General features: G+C 75.0%; 2 protein-coding genes. One reads left to right on the top strand and one right to left on the bottom strand.

The window, feature by feature from the left end:
• A partial coding sequence (locus HGA02_RS15220) for a pentapeptide repeat-containing protein (RefSeq protein WP_168679876.1) occupies positions 1–637 on the top strand: 637 nt, incomplete at its 5' end.
• Positions 638–778: 141 nt separating this feature from the next.
• On the opposite strand, the gene HGA02_RS15215 is transcribed toward HGA02_RS15220, so the two are convergent.
• Positions 779–2,860 carry an acyl-CoA dehydrogenase family protein gene (locus tag HGA02_RS15215; RefSeq protein WP_168679874.1) on the bottom strand — a complete coding sequence of 694 codons (2,082 nt, stop codon included), beginning with the start codon at positions 2,858–2,860 and terminating at the stop codon, positions 779–781.
• Between the last annotated feature and the right edge of the window lie 64 nt (positions 2,861–2,924).

Genomic DNA, 2,924 nt, shown 5'->3' with positions numbered 1-2,924 from the left:
GGCGCACCGGGCCTGGCTGCGCACGTCGGGGGCCGAGGGCGCGCGCCTCGACCTCGGCTCGGACCCGTCGGCGCCGGACCTCGCGGGGGCCGACCTGCGGGGCGCGGACCTCGCCGACGCGGACCTGTTCGGCGTGGACCTGCAGCGCGCGGACCTGCGGGGCGCCGACCTGTCGGGCGCGCTGCTCGCGGGTGCCGACCTGCGCGGGGCCGACCTGACACGCGCCCGCCTCGGCAAGGCCGACCTGTCGGGCGTGTGCGCGATCGGCGCGCGCCTCCACCGGACGTGGCTCGTCCGCACCGACCTGACGGGCTCCGACCTCACGGGTGCCGACCTCAGCGGCTCGTACCTGGTCCGGACCGACCTGGGCGGCGCGGACCTGCGCGGTGCCGACCTGTCCGACGCGGACCTGCACGTCGTGCTCGTCGACGGCTCGACGTGGGGCGGGACGACGGTCCAGGGGGCCGCGGGCAGCATCGGGCCGGCCGACGGCGTGGTCGACCTGGCGGGCGACGGCGGCACGGTCCACCGCACGGTGCCCGAGCTCGTCGTCCTGCTGGCGACGGACGGCGCGACGCTGTCGACGGTCACGGGCGAGCCGGGCGCACCACCGGCCTGGCGCGGCAGCATCGCCTGAGCGCGCCGGGAGGAGCGCGGCGTGCCGACGACCGACGCGCGGCTCGCGACCTCCGCCCACGGCGTCCCGACCGCGCCGGGCACACGAACGGGCCCCGGGCTGCGCCTCCACCGCGCGCCCGGGGCCCGTCGTCGTGCCGGGTCAGCGGGTGTGCTTCTCCGGGATCGGGGCGTCGCCCGACGCGCGCTGCGCGCGGTACCAGGCGCGGGCCTCGTCCTGACGCGTCTGCTCGGCGCCCGACGCGATGGGCGCGCGCAGGTGCGCCTGCTCGAAGCCGAACGCGTCGACGAGGTCCTGCGCGTGCGGCCGCAGGCGCGACACGAGCCGGTCGATGTACGACGTGACGGTCCGCGCACGGCCGGCCGACAGGCGCCCGTTGACGAGGTACCAGGCGAGGTGCCGCTCGACGAGCGTGAGCCCGAACAGGTCGCGGACCCACGTGAGGACCTGCTTCGTGCCGGGGTCGTCGACGCGCGCGAGAGCCGCGGTGAACGACTCCCACTGGACGAGCTCGGCGTGGGCGCGGGCGGCCTCGACGATCGCGTGCTGCTGGCTGTTGAACAGCGCGGCGGACGTCGCGGCGTCGGCCTTCTGGGCCGGCCGCAGGGCCTGCGCGATCTCGGCGACCATCGTCTCGACCCGGTCGACGAGCAGCGCACGCTGGGTGTCGGTCTCGCGAAGCTGGCCGGCGCTGCGGCGCACGTCGCCGACGTCGGCGATGGTCTGGATCGCGCGGTGCAGCGGCGTCCGGAACCGGGCGGCGTCGGACGCGCGCTCGGCGACGAGCTGCGCGACCTTGACGGCGTCGAGGTGCTTGAAGCCCTTGGCGTAGTCGGTGAGGAGCCGCTTGCCGACGAGCTGGTAGAGCACGGTGTTGTCGCCCTCGAACGTCACGTAGACGTCCATGTCCGCGCGCAGGCTCGTCAGCCGGTTCTCGGTGAGGAAGCCCGCACCGCCGCACGCCTCGCGGCACGTCTGGAGCGTCTTGAGCGCGAACCAGGTCGACGTCGGCTTGAGCGCGGCGGCCAGGGTCTCGAGGTCCTCGCGCGTCTCCGGGGTGTCGTTGCGGCCCGAGAAGACGTCGTCGAACGCGGCGAGCAGGTCCTCGTGCGCGAACCCGGCGGCGTACGTCTCGGCGAGCAGCGGCAGGAGGCGGCGCTGGTGCTCGGCGTAGTCGAGCAGCACGACCTCGTCGTTCCCCGCGCCCGCGAACTGGCGGCGCTGGTTGCCGTAGGTGATCGCGATCGTCAGGCCCAGGCGCGACGCGGTGACGGCGGCGCCGTCGAGCGACACGCGCCCCTGGACGAGCGTGCCGAGCATCGTGAAGAACCGGCGGCCCGGGCTCGCGATGGGCGACGAGTAGGTGCCGTCGGCGTCGACGTCGCCGTAGCGGTTGAGCAGGTTGACGCGCGGGACGCGGACGTGGTCGAACCACAGGCGGCCGTTGTCGATGCCGTTGAGCCCGCCCTTGAGGCCGTCGTCCTCGCCGCCCACGCCGGGCAGGAACTCCATGGTCTGCGGGTCGCGGATCGGGACGTAGAACGCGTGCACGCCGTGGTCGACGCGCGGCTTGCCGGCGGGCGACGTGATGAGCCGCGCGAAGACGACCGCCGCGGTGCCGTGCTGGCCGGCGTTGCCGAGGTAGTCCTTCCACGCCGCGCGGAACGGCGTGTGGATGACGAACTCCTCGGTCTCGACGTCGTAGGTGGCCGTCGTGCCGATCGCGGCGACGTCCGACCCGTGGCCGGTCTCCGTCATCGCGAAGGCGCCCGGGACTGCGACGGACAGCGCGTCTGCGAGGAACTGGTCGTGGCTGCGCTCGGTGCCGAGGTGGTAGATCGCGGACGCGAAGAGCCCCCACTGCACGCCGGACTTGATCTGCAGCGACGGGTCGGCGTGGCCGAGCTCCTCGAACCGGGCGAGGAACCCGCCGTGGTCCTCGGCACCGCCGAACCGCACGGGGAACGACCGGTGCACGTCCCCCTCGGCGGCGAGCAGCCGGAGCTGGCCGAGCACCCGGTCGCGGTGCTCGGCCAGCGGCAGGCCCTCGATGCGGTGGAACCGCTCGTCGGCCATGAGCCGGCGCGCGCCCAGTCGCAGCTCCGGGTAGTGGCCCAGCAGCAGGTGCGCGAGGTGGTCGACGTCCAGGCGGACGTCGGCGTCGAGCCGGGGGTCGCCCTGCTCGGTCTCCGCCGGGGTGGGGCGGGGGGTGGTCGTCGTCATCGGGACTCCTCCGGGTCTGCGGGGTGCGTCGCGTGGGGGTGGGGTGCGTCGGGTCGGGTGCGGT

Origin of the sequence: Cellulomonas septica (assembly GCF_012396155.1) — a bacterium.
Taxonomy (GTDB): domain Bacteria; phylum Actinomycetota; class Actinomycetes; order Actinomycetales; family Cellulomonadaceae; genus Cellulomonas; species Cellulomonas septica.
Note: the sequence above shows the minus strand (reverse complement) of the source record. Positions and strands in the feature narration are given on the sequence as shown.

Coding starts and splice junctions, on each gene's coding strand:
- HGA02_RS15215 (WP_168679874.1), bottom strand. CDS start 2,860: ATGACGACGACCACCCCCCGCCCCACCCCGGCGGAGACCGAGCAGGGC.